This window comes from Aquimixticola soesokkakensis (assembly GCF_900172375.1).
GTDB lineage: Bacteria > Pseudomonadota > Alphaproteobacteria > Rhodobacterales > Rhodobacteraceae > Aquimixticola > Aquimixticola soesokkakensis.
In genome coordinates, this window is the sequence record NZ_FWFS01000003.1 from 111,302 (window position 1) to 128,011 (window position 16,710).

Annotated in this window: 15 protein-coding genes and 1 riboswitch; of the genes, 6 read left to right on the forward strand and 9 right to left on the reverse strand. The window is 62.5% G+C overall.

Going from position 1 to position 16,710, the window contains the following annotated elements; genetic code table 11:
- Position 1: 1 nt before the first annotated feature.
- Complete coding sequence (locus tag AQS8620_RS04965; protein ID WP_085835747.1) at positions 2-526, reverse strand: DUF6446 family protein; 525 nt, start codon at positions 524-526, stop codon at positions 2-4.
- Positions 523-1,500 (reverse strand): glycine--tRNA ligase subunit alpha, encoded by a 978-nt coding sequence (locus tag AQS8620_RS04970; protein ID WP_085835748.1) that lies wholly within the window; start codon positions 1,498-1,500, stop codon positions 523-525. Before AQS8620_RS04970 ends, AQS8620_RS04965 begins: the two co-directional genes overlap by 4 nt.
- A 168-nt stretch (positions 1,501-1,668) precedes the next feature.
- Between AQS8620_RS04970 and AQS8620_RS04975 the strand changes: the two genes are divergently transcribed.
- Positions 1,669-3,534 carry a serine protease gene (locus tag AQS8620_RS04975; RefSeq protein WP_159453199.1) on the forward strand — a complete coding sequence of 622 codons (1,866 nt, stop codon included), beginning with the start codon at positions 1,669-1,671 and terminating at the stop codon, positions 3,532-3,534.
- A 102-nt stretch (positions 3,535-3,636) separates the two neighbouring features.
- On the opposite strand, the gene folE2 is transcribed toward AQS8620_RS04975, so the two are convergent.
- A complete protein-coding gene (gene folE2, locus AQS8620_RS04980; RefSeq protein WP_085835750.1) occupies positions 3,637-4,740 on the reverse strand; it encodes a GTP cyclohydrolase FolE2 in 1,104 nt (367 codons plus the stop codon).
- A gap of 105 nt (positions 4,741-4,845) precedes the next feature.
- Entirely contained in the window at positions 4,846-6,027 is a 1,182-nt protein-coding gene (gene metZ / locus AQS8620_RS04985) for an O-succinylhomoserine sulfhydrylase (protein WP_085835751.1), read from the reverse strand.
- Between the two features lie 58 nt (positions 6,028-6,085).
- Positions 6,086-6,163, reverse strand: a riboswitch (SAM riboswitch).
- 145 nt (positions 6,164-6,308) lie between these two features.
- Here metZ and AQS8620_RS04990 point away from each other — a divergent pair.
- The gene (locus tag AQS8620_RS04990) at positions 6,309-7,253 is read left to right on the forward strand and encodes an alpha/beta hydrolase family protein (protein WP_085835752.1); all 945 of its coding nucleotides are present in this window, start codon (positions 6,309-6,311) and stop codon (positions 7,251-7,253) included.
- A 27-nt stretch (positions 7,254-7,280) separates the two neighbouring features.
- A complete protein-coding gene (locus AQS8620_RS04995; protein WP_085835753.1) occupies positions 7,281-7,985 on the forward strand; it encodes a glutathione S-transferase N-terminal domain-containing protein in 705 nt (234 codons plus the stop codon).
- A gap of 38 nt (positions 7,986-8,023) precedes the next feature.
- Here AQS8620_RS04995 and AQS8620_RS05000 read toward each other — a convergent pair whose 3' ends face one another.
- Genes AQS8620_RS05000 through ftsY form a run of 4 tightly spaced genes read right to left on the reverse strand, consistent with a single transcriptional unit; the run spans position 8,024 to position 11,285 of the window.
- Positions 8,024-8,647: an inner membrane-spanning protein YciB gene (locus AQS8620_RS05000; protein ID WP_085835754.1), complete on the reverse strand. Its 624-nt coding sequence runs from the start codon at positions 8,645-8,647 to the stop codon at positions 8,024-8,026.
- 9 nt (positions 8,648-8,656) lie between these two features.
- The gene (locus tag AQS8620_RS05005) at positions 8,657-9,559 is read right to left on the reverse strand and encodes an EamA family transporter (RefSeq protein ID WP_085835755.1); all 903 of its coding nucleotides are present in this window, start codon (positions 9,557-9,559) and stop codon (positions 8,657-8,659) included.
- Positions 9,560-9,574: 15 nt separating this feature from the next.
- A complete protein-coding gene (locus tag AQS8620_RS05010; RefSeq protein WP_085835756.1) occupies positions 9,575-10,075 on the reverse strand; it encodes a hypothetical protein in 501 nt (166 codons plus the stop codon).
- 1 nt (position 10,076) lies between these two features.
- A complete protein-coding gene (ftsY, locus tag AQS8620_RS05015; protein ID WP_085835757.1) occupies positions 10,077-11,285 on the reverse strand; it encodes a signal recognition particle-docking protein FtsY in 1,209 nt (402 codons plus the stop codon).
- Between the two features lie 240 nt (positions 11,286-11,525).
- Between ftsY and AQS8620_RS05020 the strand changes: the two genes are divergently transcribed.
- Both AQS8620_RS05020 and AQS8620_RS05025 read left to right on the forward strand, forming a co-directional pair.
- Positions 11,526-12,719, forward strand: a complete 1,194-nt coding sequence (locus AQS8620_RS05020; protein ID WP_306345899.1) for an alkane 1-monooxygenase — start codon at positions 11,526-11,528, stop codon at positions 12,717-12,719.
- A 101-nt stretch (positions 12,720-12,820) separates the two neighbouring features.
- Positions 12,821-13,309: a hypothetical protein gene (locus AQS8620_RS05025; protein WP_234990374.1), complete on the forward strand. Its 489-nt coding sequence runs from the start codon at positions 12,821-12,823 to the stop codon at positions 13,307-13,309.
- Between the two features lie 2 nt (positions 13,310-13,311).
- Here AQS8620_RS05025 and xseA read toward each other — a convergent pair whose 3' ends face one another.
- A complete protein-coding gene (xseA, locus tag AQS8620_RS05030; RefSeq protein ID WP_085835758.1) occupies positions 13,312-14,931 on the reverse strand; it encodes an exodeoxyribonuclease VII large subunit in 1,620 nt (539 codons plus the stop codon).
- 83 nt (positions 14,932-15,014) lie between these two features.
- Between xseA and purD the strand changes: the two genes are divergently transcribed.
- Positions 15,015-16,277: a phosphoribosylamine--glycine ligase gene (gene purD / locus AQS8620_RS05035; protein ID WP_085835759.1), complete on the forward strand. Its 1,263-nt coding sequence runs from the start codon at positions 15,015-15,017 to the stop codon at positions 16,275-16,277.
- Positions 16,278-16,710 lie beyond the last annotated feature (433 nt).

Below are 16,710 nucleotides of genomic sequence, written 5' to 3' on the forward strand. Positions count from 1 at the left end.
CTCAATATCCTTCGGGGGCGGGCGGACAGCCTTCGGGCGCGGGATCGCCGTCGAAAACAACTTCGCCGCAGCGGTTGATCTGGGTCCACGCAAAGGCGCGGCCATCGGTGTAGACCGCAATCACACGGTCGATGCCGTAGGGCTCGTTGGTTTGCGACAGAAAGGCGGTTGCAACCCCGCGTTCCAGATCCGCGCCAATGCGCGCGGCGTTGAAACAGTCGAACCATTTGGGCGCATTCAGCGGCACGGGGCTAAGATAGGTCAGATAGGTTTCGGTCAGCATCGCCGTGGACATCGGCGTGGTAAAGCAGGCGCGATAGCGGATGGGCGAGCTATCGGCATCAATGGCGCGGAAATTGTCGGCCAGAAACGGCTCGGATGCCCCGCTCACGGTGGTCAGGGTCAAGCTGTCGCCTGCGCTGGCGGGCAGCTCTTCGTAATAGGCGTATTCCTGGGTGTAATAGACGACCGCGCCAAAAGCGGCGGCGGCGAGCACGATCACCCCTGCGATAAATTTCCCGTTCATGCCGTTTCCGTCGCGATCTCGGTGCTGTCCGGCGTCCACCCCCCTGCCTCGGTCTGCACAAAGGCATCCGCGCAGGCCTTGGCGAGCGCGCGCACGCGGCCGATATAGGCTTGGCGCTCGGTGACGGAAATCACGCCGCGCGCGTCGAGCAGGTTGAACATATGCGAGGCTTTGATGCATTGATCATAGGCCGGATGCACCATGATGATGCGCTTGCCGGTCTTGGGGTCTGTCGCATCCTGCGCCAGCAGCGCGTGGCATTCGGCCTCGCATTCCTCGAAATTGCGCAGCAGCTTGGCGGTATCTGCGGCGTCGAAGTTATGGCGCGAATATTCCTGTTCGGTCTGGCGGAAGATATCGCCATAGCTCATGGCAATCGGCGCATCGGGATCGTTGAAGGGCATGTCCATGACGTGATCCACGCCCAGCACATACATCGCAAGCCGTTCAAGACCATAGGTCAATTCGCCCGATACAGGGTGGCAGTCGTGGCCGCCGACCTGTTGGAAATAGGTAAATTGCGACACTTCCATGCCGTCACACCAGACTTCCCAGCCCAGCCCCCATGCGCCCAGCGTGGGGCTTTCCCAATCGTCCTCGACGAAGCGGATGTCGTGCATCGACGTGTCGATCCCGATGGCATCCAGCGAACCGAGGTAGAGATCCTGCATCTCGGGCGGGCTTGGTTTGATCAGCACCTGATACTGGTAGTAGTGCTGGAGACGGTTGGGGTTTTCACCATAGCGCCCGTCGGTGGGACGACGCGAGGGCTGGACATAGGCCGCCGCCCAAGGCGTGGTGCCCAGGCTGCGCAGCGTGGTCGCAGGGTGGAATGTTCCCGCGCCCACTTCCATGTCATAGGGCTGCAACACGGCGCAGCCCTTGGACGCCCAGTAGGACTGGAGCCTCAGGATGATTTCCTGAAACGAGCGGGGCTTTGCGGCGGGGGCTGCGGCGGATGTGGTTGCGGACATGGGGCAAACCCTTTGAAGGAAGAGGCGGGTAACCGATAAAGAAGCCACGCTTGAGGGTCAATGCGGCCCTGCGCGAATATTGAGCTTTTCACCGGGGGCCGAAAGCTGTCAAAAACCCGATAACGGTCGAAAAAAGACGTTGGAGCAGTAGAGTTAATGAAACGTGAAATGACATCCCGATTGGTGCGCTCGAGGTTCGGGGTTGGTTTGATGGTCCTGGGATCGGCGCTTTCGGCCCCCCTTTCTGGCGCCTTTGCGCAAGACACAGCGCGCGCCTGGATCCAGATCGAAGCGCAACCCTCCCTGCGTCAGGCCACGCAGGCGGCCAGCGGCTATGCGCGCAGCTTGCCCGCGGTGAACGGGTTTGCTTTGGGCGGGCGGTGGTATGGCATCGCCCTTGGCCCCTACAACGCACCCGATGCCCGCGCGCTGCTGCGCCAGTTGCGCGCCTCGGGGGCGATCCCGCGCGATGCTTTCGTGTCCGATGGTGCAAGCTACGGCCAGCAATTCTGGCCTGTTGGCGCGCAAACCGGCCAAACCGCGCAAAGCGTGACGGTGCCGCAAGTGGACACCGCCCCCCTGCCCGCTACCGACCTGCCGTCAACGCAGGACATCGCGCGCGATCTTGCGGCGAACAGCGCGACGGGAGCAACGGGCGCGACGGACACCGAGGCCCGCATCGAGGCGCAGGTCGAGGAGGCCATCGCCGTCGAGCTGCCCGACGAGACCCCCGCACAGGCCCGCCGCTCGGAAGCGGCGCTGGACCGCGCCGCGCGTGACGCCTTGCAGGTCGCGCTGGCCTGGGCCGGATTTTACGACGGGCGCATTGACGGGGCCTTTGGCGCGGGCACCCGCGCCTCCATGGCCGCATGGCAAGCCGCGCAGGGCTACACGCAGACCGGCGTGCTGACAACGCGCGAGCGCGGTGAATTGCTGAGCGATTACCAAGCGGTTCTGGACGCGCTTGGCATGGAGCTTGTGCGCGACGACACCACCGGCATTGCCGTCGAAATGCCCAAAGGTCTGGTGCAATTCGACGCCTACGCCCCGCCTTTTGCGCGCTATGTCGAAAAGGACGGCTCGGGTGTGCAGGTGCTGCTGATCAGCCAGACCGGCGATCAGGCCACGCTTGGCGGCCTGTATGAAATTCTGCAAACCCTCAAAATCGTTCCCCTTGATGGCGAGCGCAGCCTGAAAAACGGTAGTTTCGACCTGAGCGGCGCGGATGGCACGCGGGTGACCTATGCCACCGCAAAGCTCGTGAATGGCACCGTGAAGGGCTTCGTTCTGGTCTGGCCTGCGGGCGACGACAAGCGCCGGCGCATGGCGATGGAGGCCATGAAAACCTCCTTTGCGCCGATTTCGGGCGCTGTGCTGCCCGACGCTTACGGTGCTGGCGCCGCCCAGGACATCGACCTGCTGGCCGGTCTGGAAATCCGGCGTGCGGATCGGGTGAGTTCGGGGGTCTATGTGGATGCTGCGGGGCATATCCTGACCACGGCGCAGGCCGTGGCCGAGTGCCGCGAGATCACGCTGGACGCAGACACAAGCGCAACCCTGACCACTCTTGGCGACGGCTTCGCCCTGCTCACGCCCGACACGGCCACCGCCCCCTTGGGCATCGCCGGCTTTGCAGCCGCAACGCCGCGCCTGCAATCCGAAGTGATGGTCGCTGGCTTCCCCTATGAGGGGCGCTTGGGCGCGGCCACCTTGAACTACGGCACGCTTGCCGACACCAAAGGCCTCAACAACGAAGCAGGTGTGTTGCGCCTGGCGATGAACGCCATGCCCAGCGAGGCCGGCGGTCCGGTGCTGGCCGATACCGGCGCGGTCGTGGGGCTTTTGGCGGATGAGGACGGCGCGCGGGTCCTGCCGGAAGGTGTGAGCTTTGCGCGCGACCTCGACAGCATCACCGCCTTTCTGAGCGGGGCGGGCGTCACGATCACGGCCAGCACCAGCAGCCTTGACCTTGGCCCGGATGTCTTGGTGCAAACCGGACGCGACATGGCGGTCATGGTGTCCTGCTGGAAATAAATGTCCTGCTGGAAATAACGCCCGCATTGTCGCATCACACCCTCATGCGTGCCGCCATGAAAAAGCCCCGCAGCCGCGGGGCTTTTTGCTGCGCGATCCGTGTCAGCCGATGTGAAACAAAGTCGCGAACAGTTTGGGATCAAGGCTTTGGGAGGCAAAAGTTGCGCCTTCGGTCAGCACCGAAACGGCATCATGGCTGTGCAGACTTTCCTGATGTGAGGCCACGACACGGAAATCGCGCACCCGCTGCTCGGCTTCAAGCGCCTGCGCAAAAAGCCGCGCGGCGTCCTCGACAAAGATCGGATTGGCGGCGTTGAGTTCGGCAAAGGCCTGCTCGTCCTCGCGTTTGACCATGACTTGCGTTTCGGTGGGCACCGCCGCGCGGCACAGGTCGATCAGGTCTTCAAACCACAGGATCGGCCCCTTGGGAACCTCAACGGAAATCCGCGCCACCGAACGCTGCGAATGCGGCGTGGCAAGCTGGCCGCGGGTCTGGCGCGCGTGTTCGGAGAGTTCCAGCGAACAGGGGCAGGTCGAGGAATAGACATAATCGAGATGGAGGATTTTCTTGCGCACCCCCGCCTGTTCCACCAGTTCCAGCGCGATGTTGTAATATTGGTAGCCCGCAAGGTTCGAGCGCAGGCTCTGGACCTTGGCGGGAAACGACAGGCGCATCATGATACGGGCATCAAAGCTGTCGAGATCGGATTTATAGTCGTCGAGCGCGGCCTCGATCGTTTCCAGCGAAAACCGGTTTTCGGCATGTTTGTAGAACGAGCGCATGATGCGGCTCATGTTGATGCCTTTTTTCTCCGCTTCCAGGCTGACCGTGCCCGTCACCGATGTTTCCAGCACCAGATCGCCGCCCGCCCGCGTGCGATAGCGGATCGGCAGGCGGAAGTTGGAAATCCCCACGTGCTGGATTTGACGGTGCGCGCCCTTGATCAGGCTTTCGGGACCGTTTTGCAGATCCGGCAAGGTCGCACGATACGCCTCATCCACCGCGAAATCCTCGGGGTAGGCACGGCGCAGCGCGGGATAATTCGACAGCCCCTCCTGCGGCAACAGCCGCGCAATCGAGGGGTCGAGTTCCGCGACTTCGGTAGGGGTCGCTTTCAACGCCCAAGCGCGCAGCACGGCCAGCGCATCGGCGGCCTCTGCGCGGTCGGGGGTCGCGGCGGTCAGATCAGCTTTGTGCAGGTTCATAGGATCCTTCCCGAGTGGGGGTTGTGAAGGATGTAGGCGTTTGCCTGTCATTTACCAACTCCTACGCCCCGAAAAGCCGATCGGATCACTTTCTCGGGCGCCTTTTCAAACCGCGTCGAGGGCCTGCAAAATATCGGCAAGCAGATCCTCTGCATCCTCAAGCCCAGCAGACATGCGCAACATGCCCGGCGTAATGCCTGCGGCCTGCCGGCTGTCTTCAGTCAGGTTCTTGTGCGTGGTGGTCGTGGGATGCGTTGCGATGGATTTCGCATCGGCAAAGTTGTTGGAAATCGTAAATACTTCCAATGCGTTGAGGAATTTGAACGCCGCCGCCTTGCCCCCTTTCACATCAATCGTGAACACGGTGCCGCCCGCCTCATACTGACGTTTGGCCAGATCGTATTGGGGGTGGGATTTTTGCGTCGGATAGCGCACGCCGTTGAGTTTGGCGTGACCTTCCAGCGCATCGGCCAGAAACAGGGCAGTGCCCGCCTGCTGGCGCACCCGCAGATCGAGCGTTTCGAGCGATTTGAGCTGCACCCAGGCGTTGAACGGCGAAATCGCGCCGCCGGTGTGTTTGACGTAGGTCTCGACAGGCCCACGGATCAGCTCGCGGGTGCCGATGATCATGCCACCAAGGCACCGCCCCTGCCCGTCCACATGTTTTGTGGTCGAATAGACGATCAGATCACAGCCCGCCGCTTTGGCTTGGGTGAAGATCGGGGTGCTCATGGCATTGTCACAGACCACCAGCGCACCCACGGCATGGGCCAAGTCGCACACCGCTTTCATGTCGATGACTTCGAGCGTGGGGTTGGAAATGCTTTCAAAGAACACAGCCGTCGTGTCGGGGCGAATGGCCGCTTTCCACTGCTCCAGATCGGTGCCATCGACCAGGGTGATTTCCACGCCAAAGCGCGCCAGAACCGATTCCAGAATATAGAGGCACGATCCGAACAGTGCGCGTGACGAGACCACGTGATCGCCCGCTTTGACGATGGACATCAGCGCCCCATTGACCGCCGCCATGCCCGAGGCGGTTGCAAACGCGTCCTCGCAGCCCTCGATCGCGGCCATGCGATCCTCGAACATACGCGAGGTGGGGTTGCCGTAACGGGCGTAGATGAATTCATCCTCGCCGGTTTTCAGGAACCGCGCTTCGGCCGCTTCGGCACTGTCGTAAACAAAGCCCTGGGTCAGGAACAGCGCCTCGGAGACCTCGCCATATTGCGAGCGCCGCGCGCCTTGGTGAACCAGTTTCGTGCGTGTTTTCCAAGTGTCAGACATGATGTCTCCTTTCGCCCAAAGAAAAACCCCCACCTCTGTGCAAAGAGTCGGGGGCGGTGTGGGGGCGTCCTCGACCTGTTTAGCGGCATGTTTAACGTGGCCCGCAAGCAAGGTGCAAATCGCCACGCGGACAGGTCGTAGCGCCCTGCCCTGCCCCTGTCAACGAAAGCGGGCGTTGCGCCTGTTCGGCGGGCCACCGTCACGGTGCTGTAGCGGGCATTTCACACCCGCGTCATAGGCTTGAGGCAGGATGAACCCACAAGATGTAGAGGATGCACCGGATGCCCCTGCTGGAAGTCAACGTAAGCGGCGCCCATGCGCGGATTGACCCTTCGGTTCTGGCCCATGCTTTGGCAGCCCTGCCCAAGGGCGCGCCTGTCGTTATCTGCATCCACGGCTTCAAATTTTCGCCCCACGCCCCCGAAACCTCGCCCCATTTGCATATTCTGTCTCTCGATCCGCGCCCTGATTGCTGGAAAGCCATGAGCTGGCCGCGCGCGTTGGGGTTCGGGCGCGGGCGCGCCGAGGAAGGCCTGTGTATCGCCCTGGGCTGGGACGCGCGCGGCACGATCTGGCAGGCGTGGAAGCGCGCGCCACAGGTCAGTCGCGCCCTTGCCCGCCTCATCGCCCAGATCGACCGCCCCGTGCATGTGGTGGGGCATTCGCTGGGCGCGCGGGTCGCCTTGGGCGCATTGCCCCTCGTGCGGCGCGGAACCGTTGCGCGGATCATTTTGCTGGCGGCCGCCGAATTTCGCTCCACCGCCCAAGCGGCGATGGACAGCCCTGCGGGCACCTCTGTCGAGGTTTTCAACATCACGAGCCGCGAAAACGATCTTTTTGATGTGATGCTGGAAAAGCTGGTGCGCGCGCCGGTGCGCGGGGATCGCGCCCTTGGTGCCGGGCTGGGCACCGGACGGGGCGCAAGCGCGCCGCCGCCCCTCCCGCGCTGGCTGGACATCCAGATCGACGCCCCCGCAACGCTGGCGGCGCTCGGGTATTTGGGATTTACCGTTGCCGGCCCCGAGCGGCGCATCTGCCACTGGTCGGCCTATCTGCGCGGCGGCATGTTTTCGGTCTACACTGCTCTGATCCGCACGCCCGAGCGTCTGCCGCTGGGACTGCTGCGCGAATTGCTGCCCCAGGAGGCAACGCCACGCTGGTCGCGCCTGATCGGCCCATGGCCTGCACGGCTGCCCTTGCCATTCGGGCGAAAAGCGACATCCTGACGACGATCAATTGTCAGGAGAGTCCCAATGACCGCCCCCATCGAGTTGCACACATGGGCCACGCCCAACGGCAAGAAAGTCGCCATCGCGCTGGAAGAAATGGGCCTTCCCTACACCGCGCATTTCGTCAACATCGGCAAAGGCGAGCAATTCGACCCCGCCTTTCTGGAGATCGCGCCCAACAACCGTATTCCGGCGATTCTGGACCCCGATGGCCCCGATGGCGCGCCGATTTCGGTGTTTGAATCCGGCGCGATCCTGCAATATCTGGCGCGCAAGACCGGACTGTTCTGCGGCCCCACCCAGCGCGACCGCGTGATGGTCGATCAATGGCTGATGTGGCAAATGGGGGGGCTTGGCCCGATGGCCGGACAGGCCAACCATTTCCTGAAATATGCCCCGGCCATGGAGCCGCCGCAGGTGCTGCCCTATGCGCAAGATCGCTACCGCCTCGAAACGCAGCGGCTTTTGGGTGTGCTGGAACGCCAGCTTGAGGGCAAGGATTTCGTAGCGGGCGATTTCTATTCCATCGCGGATATGGCGATTTACCCTTGGGTGGTGGGCAGCGAAGAGCGTGGTCAGAAATTCGACGACAAACCCAATATCAACGCCTGGATGCAGCTGATCGGCGCGCGCCCTCTTACAGCCGCCGGTATGGCGGTGGGCACGGCCGCACGCGATGCCGCCCCCACCGACCCCGAAAGCCAAAAGAAACTTTTCGGCCTCAAATAAACGCCTTCGGCCTCAAACAAACGCCTTCGGCGGGCAGCCTAGTCGGGCTTGTCCGCCACCGTTTCATCAGCATGGCGCGCAAACAGCCGGCTTTGCGCCATGATGAAGGCAAACATCACGATGGGCAGGCCGAAGGTCTTGAATTTGACCCAAGTGTCCGTGTCCATGGTGCGCCAGACGATTTCGTTGGCAACAGCAAGCCCCACAAACAAGGCGATGAAGCGCAGCGTCAAAATGTGCCAGCCCGCAGGCGTCAGCGGCACCATTTCCCCCATCACCGATTTCAACCAGCTCTCTTTGCGCAAGACGCCCACCCCCAGAAGGATGGCAAAGAACAGGTAGATGATCGTCGGCTTCATTTTAAAAAACCGGTCATCGTTGAGATAGACCGACAGCCCGCCAAACACCGTGACCAGCACCAGCGTCATGATCTGCATCGCGGAAAGTTTTCCGCTCAGACGCCACAGCGCGAAAGACGACAATGCAATCAAGGGGATAAAGGCGGCAGTCGCAACGATGAAGCCGCTATACTCCTGTCCGGCGAAGCTGAAGGTTTTGTCCTTCAGCGCGATATAGGCGACAAAGAACAGCAGGATCGGCCCCAGTTCAAGCGCCGTTTTCACTCCGGGCGAGACGTGTTTTTGCGCAGGTTTCTTGTCCATAACTCTGTCCTAGCTTCCCATTTCCACGATCACCGCGCCCAGCGCGATCAGGGCCATCAGCGCCAATCTGCGCGGCCCGACTTTTTCCTTGAGCACCAGCCAGCCGATCAGCGCGGCAAAGACGGTGGAGGTTTCACGCAACACCGCCGCTTCGCCGACCTTGTCGAGCCGCGTGGCCAGCATCACGGACCCGAAGGACCCATAGGCCACCAGCCCGCCGATCACCCCCTTGAGCAAAAGCGGTTTCAGCGGCGGGCGCTGGGGCATATTGAGATACCGGCGGGTCGCAAAGATCGGCATGACAATCCCGTCGAGGAAGAAAAACCACGCCAGAAAGGTAAACGGGTCGGCCGTCGCGCGGATGCCATAGGCGTCATAGGTGGTGTAGAGCGCAACAAACCCGCCTGTCACCACGGCAAGGCCCAGCGCCGCCACCATCGTTTCGCGCCCCAGGGTGATCGTGCGCAGATTATAGACGGCCAGTCCGAAAATTCCCGCCAAAAGCGTGACCACCCCCGCCCATTGCACCAGGGTGAAATGCTCGCCAAAGACGATGCCCGCCCCGATCACCGTGAACAGCGGCCCCGTGCCGCGCACGACCGGATAGACCACCGTGTAGGCCCCCATCGTGTAGGTATAGCCTTGGGCGATTTTATAGAGCAGGTGGATGAGAAACATCCCCGCAAAGATCACCCACATATGCGGTTCGGGCCACGGCACGACGAAGAGCGCAAAAGGCGCGGCCATGATGCCATAGAAAAAATCCATCGCCCCGCGCGACAACCACGGGTCGTAGCGCCCCTTTTGCAGCGCGCCGAAAAAAGCATGCAGAACGGCAGCCGACAGCGCGAGGATCAGCGCAAGCTGGTGCCCCGCTTCGGTGCCTTCAAGCGATGTGAGCCACTGTGTCATGGAACCTGCCGCCGTTTAGTTGGCAAACAGGGGGCGCAGCGCGCAGGCGGCCTGCTGGTAGGCATCGGGGATCGGGATGCGCCGCCCGTTGTGCCCTGCGACCTCTTCAAAACCGGGATCGAGATTCCCGAGCTCGACCAGCGCATCCTCAAGCGAGGTAATCACGAACTCTGTGCGATAGTCCGGCTTGAGCCCGAAATTCACGATCCGCGCGGGGGCAACGCTGACGGGATAGTCGCTGGCAAGATAAGCCTCATGATCCGACGGCATCTCGTCGAAAAAATCCGCCACATGGGCGTCGGGGTCAACCACCAGCATGGCCGTGCCCACCGGCGCGCCCGCATCAAGCAGGACGATCTCGGCAAAGAGCATCCGCGCGTCCAGCCCCTCCTGCTGCATCGGCCCCAATGGGTGATCGTCGCGCAAATCGGTGAGCGTGTCATAGCGGTGATCGTCATCACGATCGAGCCAGCCGGCCCCTTCGGGTCCGAACCAGACGCTGCGCAGTTCCAACATCTCAGGCCCCGCCTGTCGTGGCCGTGCCGCCGGTCAACGCCGCCGCAAAATCCGCCGGATCGAAAGCATCAAGATCGTCGATCTGCTCGCCCACGCCGATGGCATGGATCGGCAGGCCGAATTTATCCGCCAGCGCCACCAGCACGCCGCCCTTGGCGGTGCCGTCGAGTTTGGTCATCACAAGCCCGCTGACATCCGCCATTTTGCGGAAGGTTTCGACCTGCAACAGCGCGTTCTGGCCCGTGGTCGCATCCAGCACCAACAGCGTATTATGCGGGGCGGAGGGGTCTTTTTTGCGGATCACGCGGATGATTTTCGCCAGTTCTTCCATCAGGTCCGCGCGGTTTTGCAACCGACCGGCCGTGTCGATGAGCAACAAATCGGCGCCCTCGGCTTCGGCCTTGGTCATCGCATCAAACGCCAACGAGGCGGGATCGGAGCCTTCCGGTGCGGTCAGCACTGGCACGCCCGCACGCGCGCCCCAGACCTGAAGCTGCTCGACGGCGGCGGCGCGAAACGTGTCGCCTGCCGCGATGACGACAGATTTGCCCGCCGCCTTGAATTGCAATGCCAGCTTGCCAATCGTGGTCGTTTTGCCCGAACCGTTCACCCCGACCACCAGAACCACCTGCGGGGTTTTGGCATAGAGCGGCATCGGTTTGGCCACAGGTTCCATGATTCGGGTCACTTCGCGCGCCATCAGCGCCTTGATTTCATCGACCGACAGCTTTTTGCCCAGACGGCCCTCGGCCATGGCGGCGGTGACGCGCAGCGCGGTATCCACGCCCATATCGGCCGAAATCAGCAGCTCTTCGAGCTGTTCAAGCATCTCGTCGTCAAGCTCGCGCCGCACCACCGCACCGGATTTTGCGCCAAACAACCGCCCGACAAGCCCGCCCGACTGTCCCGTAGAGGGGGCGCGCGCAGGCGCTGAGGGCGGCGTTTCGATCGGAATTTCCAGCGGCGCGGTGGCGGCTGCGGGGTCCGCATCAGGTGCCGGCACCTCCTGGGGCGTCGGCGCGGGCGCGGGGTCACTTGGAAGCGGGAACGGATCGGGCGGGCTCTGCGGGGCCGCAGCGGCGGGCGAATCGCCTGCCTCGCCAGCGGTCCGGTCGGATGTACCGCCATCGGCCACAATCGCCGCAAGCCCCTCATCGAGGCGCGACGACGACTTGAACAGCCGGTCCTTGAGTTTTGAGAACAATGCCATTGGGGCCTCCGTTTCGCCGCTACTTAGTGTGAAACGGGCGCAGTTGAAAGGGTTTTACCGTTGTCAGACGCCCAAATCCCCCCCAAACCGCCCCCCAAACCGAGCATCGCCCCCTGCCCGTGCAAAGCGGGATCGTCGCCGCGCCAGGCGGCATGATCGCTGACTGGCCGCTCACTGGCCGCTCACTGGCGGCCTACTGGTGGCGCACCGGACACTCACTGGCGCGCGGCGCGTTTTGATGTGACAGCCGCGCAGGGCTGCGCTATCGTTTTTGCCATGCAGCCCCCCCTGTCCCGGCCTCCCGCCCGCCTCGGTTCGACCCTCAAAGCCTATCTCCTGCCCAAGCCGCAGATACGCCTCTTTGCAATCGCCACGGTGGTTCCCGTGGCGCTGCTCGGGCTTGCGGATCTTTTTGGCGGGCTGTGGGCTCTGGCCGCATTGGGCTACATGACCGCGCTCACCGCCTCGCTTGACGCGCTGGTCGGTCTTGTCCTTTTGCCCAGCCAATCCCCCGCCACCCTGCGTGCGGGGGATCGCTTGTCGGTGGTGCTGGCGCTGGCGCATTTCATCCTGCTTGCACTCGCGGTTCTGGCCTTGGGGGCAAACCGCTTTGCGCTGTGGGAACAGGTCGTGATCTTTTTGGCCAGCGGCTTGTTCTTTGGGCAGGTCAGCAATTCCAATGCCCATGAGTTGATCCACAGGACGACGCGCGGGCTGCGGAATCTGGGCACCTGGGTCTATATTTCGCTGTTGTTTGGTCATCATGCCTCCGCCCATCCCAAAGTCCACCACCGCTTTGTCGCCACAGACGAAGACCCGAATTCCGCGCGTTCGGGCGAAGGGTTTTACCGCTTTGCCCTGCGCGCATGGCTGGGGTCGTTTCGCGCCGGATTGAAGATCGAAAACGATTTGCGGGCCAGAACGCGCGGCGGAGCTTGGTGGCACAAGAAACTGCATCCTTACGCGGTCTACACTCTTGGGGCACTGATGTGCCTTGGCCTCGCTTTTGCGATCGCAGGGCCGCGTGGACTTGTGGCCTATGTCGCCCTGTCGAGTTTTGCGACCATGCAATTGCTGCTCTCGGACTATGTGCAACACTACGGGTTGCGCCGCCCGAAAGGCCCCGATGGCCGCTACGCGCCTGTCGATGTGCAACATTCATGGAACGCGCCACAGTGGTTTTCTGCCTTGCTGATGCTGAACGCGCCGCGCCATTCCGACCATCACGCCCATCCCATGCGCCCCTACCCCGCTCTCAAACTCGATACAGGGGCGCCGCTTCTGCCCCATTCCTTGCCCATCATGGCAACGATTGCGCTGGTGCCCCCGCTGTGGAAACGCAAGATGCGCAAGCACGTTCTTGCAGTGATCAACGGCACGCAAAACCACCCCGATCGCGCGAAAGCAGCGCCGCGAAATCCCACAAGCACCTGAGAAAGATATATAATTTCAAGACCGCCCGCGAAAGTCCCGCCGTTTACCATGCCCCGCGAAGGGTATTGGTTTCCATAACATGAAGGCCTATAGATTTTAGCATGACAGCCAGCGTTTTCCCCGGATCGGCATTGCGCCGCACCGTCGCTTTGATCGCTCTCGGCCTTGCGACTGTTTCCCCGCAAGTGTCGGGGGCGCAATCGGCCCCAGAGCACAACGCGCCGGCCGCAAATACCGCGCGCCAGATTGCCTCAACCCCTCTGACAGCCGAAGAATTCGAGGCCTATGCCAAGGGCAAGACCCTGACCTATTCCGATCATGGCATTGCCTATGGCGCAGAACAGTATCTGCCCGACAACCGTGTGCGCTGGGCCTTTGACGAGGACACCTGCATGGAGGGCTACTGGTATCAATCCGGTCCCTCGATCTGCTTTGAATATGACGATGGCGAGGGCCCGCAATGCTGGCAATTCTTTAACGAAGGCGGCAAATTGCGCGCCGTTTTTGAAGGCGAAAGCGGCACGGAATTATACGAGGCCTACCGCTCGGACGAACCGCTGGCCTGCGTGCCTGAGGGGCTTGGGGTGTAACCCTAAAACAGGCTGCCCTGATCGGGCGGCGCATCCGATTTCTTCTGCGCTTTTCGCTTGGCCTTCTTTGGGCCCGCCTGTGCGACGGAAGCGCCCTGCGTCGACTCTGGCTGCGCAGATGCCGCCGGCGCCGCCCCGGGCCCGACGGCCACCAGACCGTCAGAAAATTCCACCGAGACAATCGCGGCCGCGTCCTGCGCCGACGTCACAAGCCCCTGCGCGCCGCGAACCACCGCATAGCCGCGTGTCAGCGTTGCGGTGTAGCCCAGGGTCTGGCGCATCCGCTCCAAGGCGTCCAGACGCGCGCGCCAGTCGCTGATCTGCCCCTGTGTGACGCGGGAAAAACGCTGCGTGGTGGTCGCAAGCGCCTCGGATTTGCGCAGGGCAATCTGCGAAACCATGTCGCCGTCCAAACGCTGGGCGACCCGCGCAAAGGCTTTGTGATGATCGTTGGTGCCGCGCGCCAAAGCCGGTGCAAGCCGCGCCGAAAGACCCATCGCCCGCTCCTGCGCGGCGGCGATGCGCGCCTGCAACACCGCCGGTCGCAACGCCGCAGCCGTGCGCGCCAGCTCGACCGAGCGTTTCGCAACCAACCCTTGCAGCGCCACGTCCAAGCGCTCCGACGCGCGATCAAAGCGTTGTTGGGGGGCTTCAAGGGCGCGTTCGGGGCGCGCCAGACTTCTGGCCAAATCGCGCAGACGCTGCGCGCGCCGCTCTTGGGCCTGCGTCACGCTGCGCGCCATCCGCGTCTCTTGATCGGACACCCAAGTCGCCAGTTCCAAACGCACCGGCACGGCGATTTCCGCCGCTGCGGTCGGTGTCGGCGCACGTCTGTCCGACACAAAATCAATCAATGTCGTGTCGGTTTCATGCCCCACCGCCGAGATCAGCGGGATGCGAGAGGCCGCAGCGGCGCGCGCAACGATTTCCTCGTTGAACCCCCAGAGATCCTCGACCGAACCGCCCCCCCGTGCCACGATCAGCAAATCGGGACGCGGCAGCGCGCCACCGGGGGTCAAGGCGTTGAACCCGTTGATTGCATTGGCAACTTCGGCGGCGCAATTTTGCCCCTGCACCGCGACAGGCCAGATAAGCACCTTGCGCGCGAAGCGCTCGCGCAAGCGGTGCAAAATGTCGCGGATCACCGCCCCCGTGGGGGAGGTCACGACGCCGATAATGTCGGGCAAATAGGGCAAGGGACGCTTGCGCGCAGGGTCGAACAGCCCCTCGCTTGCCAAAAGCGCCTTGCGTTTTTCCAGCATCGCCATGAGCGCGCCCGCCCCCGCCGGTTCGACATTTTCCACCGTCATCTGGTAGCGCGACTGTCCGGCAAAGGTGGTCATGCGCCCCGTGGCGATCACCTCCATCCCCTCTTCGGGGCGCACGGTCATCTTCGCGACCTGCCCTTTCCAGCTGATGGCCGACAAAACAGCGCGCTCGTCCTTGAGATCGAAATACAGATGCCCCGTGCGCGCCAGCGTCACCCGCCCGACCTCGCCGCGCACCCGAATATGCGAGAACCCGCTTTCAATCGTGCGTTTGACTGCCCCCGAAAGTTCCGAAACGGAAAATTCAGGCGCATTGGAGGGGGTCTGGGCGGTGTCGTCTTCGAAAAGATCCATTGGCTGCGGGTCTTTCTTGTCTCGCGTGTCCGGAGACTTTAGAACGCCCGCAACCGGAAAGTGAAGGCAGGGGACGCAAAACCATGAACATTCTTATTCTCGGCAGTGGCGGTCGCGAACATGCGCTCGCCTGGGCGGTTTTGCAGAACCCCAAATGCGACAAGCTGATCGTCGCGCCGGGCAACGCAGGGATCGCCGCCATCGCCGAATGTGCGCAGTTCGACATCAACGACGGGGACCGCGTGGTCGACTTCGCCGCCAACAATGCGATTGATTTTGTGATCATCGGCCCCGAAGCGCCCCTTGCCGCCGGTGTCGCCGATGCGTTGCGCGCCGCCAATATCCTGACCTTCGGCCCCTCGGCCCAAGCGGCGCAGCTTGAAGCCTCCAAGAGCTTTACCAAGGACATCTGCGACGCCAGCGGCGCCCCGACCGCCCGCTATGCCCGCTTTGACGATGCCGCTGCGGCCAAGGCCTATGTCACCGCCCAAGGCGCGCCGATTGTCGTCAAAGCCGATGGGCTGGCCGCCGGAAAAGGCGTGATCGTCGCGATGGAGGTGCAAGAGGCACTGGATGCCATCGACGACATGTTCGGCGGTGAATTCGGCGCAGCCGGCGCGCAGGTGGTGATCGAGGAATTCATGGAAGGCGAGGAAGCCTCGTGGTTCATTCTGTGTGACGGCGAAAACGTGCTGCCCGTGGGCACCGCACAGGATCACAAACGAGTGGGCGACGGTGATACCGGTCCCAATACCGGCGGCATGGGCGCCTATTCCCCCGCCCCCGTGATGAGTGACGCCGTGATCCAAAAGGCCATGGACGAGATCGTGAAACCGACCGTCGCAGAGATGGCGCGGCGCGGCATGCCCTACCAAGGCGTGCTCTATGCTGGCTTCATGATCAAAGACGGCCAGCCACGGCTCGTCGAATACAACTGCCGCTTTGGCGATCCCGAATGCCAGGTGCTGATGCTGCGCCTGGGCGCGCAGGCGCTCGACCTGTTGCAGGCCTGCGCCGAGGGACGCCTGGACACCGTCCAGGCAAATTGGGCCGATGACCATGCCATCACCGTCGTCATGGCTGCAAAGGGCTACCCCGGACCCTATGCCAAAGGTACTGAAATCAAAGGCCTCGCCGACCTTCCCGAAGACAGCGCCAATATGGTGTTTCATGCGGGCACCGCAAAAAAAGATGGTGTCCTTGTTGCCAATGGGGGACGGGTGCTCAATGTCACCGCCCGTGGCGACACGCTTGCACAAGCGCGGGCACGCGCCTACGCAATGGTGGACCAGATTGACTGGCCCGAAGGCTTTAACCGCAAAGATATCGGCTGGCGGGCGCTATAAACGCGAGGCTCGCCCTAAAGAGGCATCGTCGTTAACGCAGCTTTAACCAAAACCTGCGAAAACAGGTCTATGGACAGCAAGAGCGAAGCTCTTTGATCGCTGGCACATGCTCTGGCAGGGAAATCCCTGCCATCCGGAACAGAATAAAGAAAGGCGTGCTCGAACGGCACGCCTTTTTGCTGTCCGCCTATACTGCCGCCGAAAAAGGGGCTCTGCCCCTCTTGCGCCAAAGGCGCAATTCACCCAGGGATATTTCGCGACAAAAAAGCAGATAAAGGATTTGTTAACGAAGTTTCGGCATGCTGAAAAAGCGGTACAGGCGGGGACGCCGATGACCGCGGCAAAAAAGGCCCTCTCGCGTCTTGCGCGTGGAGGGCCCGCTTTTTTTGTCTTGAAATATCCCGGGGTGAGACGCGTAGCGTCGAGGGGCAGC

Bases quoted from the DNA above. Each gene is read 5' to 3' on its own strand.
- AQS8620_RS04965 (WP_085835747.1), bottom strand. From the start codon at position 526: ATGAACGGGAAATTTATCGCAGGGGTGATCGTGCTCGCCGCCGCCGCT.
- AQS8620_RS04970 (WP_085835748.1), bottom strand. From the start codon at position 1,500: ATGTCCGCAACCACATCCGCCGCAGCCCCCGCCGCAAAGCCCCGCTCG.
- AQS8620_RS04975 (WP_159453199.1), top strand. From the start codon at position 1,669: ATGACATCCCGATTGGTGCGCTCGAGGTTCGGGGTTGGTTTGATGGTC.
- folE2 (WP_085835750.1), bottom strand. From the start codon at position 4,740: ATGAACCTGCACAAAGCTGATCTGACCGCCGCGACCCCCGACCGCGCA.
- metZ (WP_085835751.1), bottom strand. From the start codon at position 6,027: ATGTCTGACACTTGGAAAACACGCACGAAACTGGTTCACCAAGGCGCG.
- AQS8620_RS04990 (WP_085835752.1), top strand. From the start codon at position 6,309: ATGCCCCTGCTGGAAGTCAACGTAAGCGGCGCCCATGCGCGGATTGAC.
- AQS8620_RS04995 (WP_085835753.1), top strand. From the start codon at position 7,281: ATGACCGCCCCCATCGAGTTGCACACATGGGCCACGCCCAACGGCAAG.
- AQS8620_RS05000 (WP_085835754.1), bottom strand. From the start codon at position 8,647: ATGGACAAGAAACCTGCGCAAAAACACGTCTCGCCCGGAGTGAAAACG.
- AQS8620_RS05005 (WP_085835755.1), bottom strand. From the start codon at position 9,559: ATGACACAGTGGCTCACATCGCTTGAAGGCACCGAAGCGGGGCACCAG.
- AQS8620_RS05010 (WP_085835756.1), bottom strand. From the start codon at position 10,075: ATGTTGGAACTGCGCAGCGTCTGGTTCGGACCCGAAGGGGCCGGCTGG.
- ftsY (WP_085835757.1), bottom strand. From the start codon at position 11,285: ATGGCATTGTTCTCAAAACTCAAGGACCGGCTGTTCAAGTCGTCGTCG.
- AQS8620_RS05025 (WP_234990374.1), top strand. From the start codon at position 12,821: ATGACAGCCAGCGTTTTCCCCGGATCGGCATTGCGCCGCACCGTCGCT.
- xseA (WP_085835758.1), bottom strand. From the start codon at position 14,931: ATGGATCTTTTCGAAGACGACACCGCCCAGACCCCCTCCAATGCGCCT.
- purD (WP_085835759.1), top strand. From the start codon at position 15,015: ATGAACATTCTTATTCTCGGCAGTGGCGGTCGCGAACATGCGCTCGCC.